The sequence below is a fragment of the Alcanivorax sp. HI0044 genome, from assembly GCF_001634945.1.
Window position 1 is genome coordinate 1 of sequence record NZ_LWEZ01000344.1, and the last position, 549, is coordinate 549.

At 65.0% G+C, this 549-nt stretch carries 1 protein-coding gene; it reads right to left on the reverse strand.

Going from position 1 to position 549, the window contains the following annotated elements:
• Positions 1-549, reverse strand: a 549-nt coding sequence (locus A3730_RS31000) for a hypothetical protein (protein WP_231883842.1), incomplete at both ends; no start/stop codon positions are given.

The following is a 549-nucleotide window of genomic DNA, read 5'->3' on the forward strand; positions in this document are numbered from 1 at the left end:
ACCGTGCGGTGCCTGGTTTCGCACGGTGTCGTGCAGCAGTGGCTCATGGGCGGGCCGGGAGACGGTCTCTTCTACGGCGATAAAGCTGGTGTAGCGGCTGACCAGTTGATGGCGCAGGGCCACGTCGGTGATCAGTGGGGCGATGTCGGTTTCCGGGGCGCCCAGGGTGATGCGGTCCATCAGGTCGGCGATCTTGCGCCGGGCCCACAGGCTCGCGGTGCCCGGGTGGTTGCTGTCGGTGGGCAGGGTGACCGGCTGTTGCCAGTGTTGGGTGTCGTAGCCGCTAACGGTGATGTGTTCCGTTGGCGCGGACAGCTTCATGGCCACCAACAGGGGCTCACCGGCATACAAGTCTGGCAGCTTTTGCGGCCAACGCTCGGCGACGATGCCGTTCGGGAGTTGCACCTGCAGGTTGCGCCTCAGCGGTGATTCCAGGCGGCGAAACAGGGTATCCATGCCCTGCTGCACCTGGTTCTGGTCGTTGATATAGGTAAAGCTGCCGCGCCCGAACTGGGCGGCGCGGGTCATGAAGTGGCTGTTGGGGGCGGA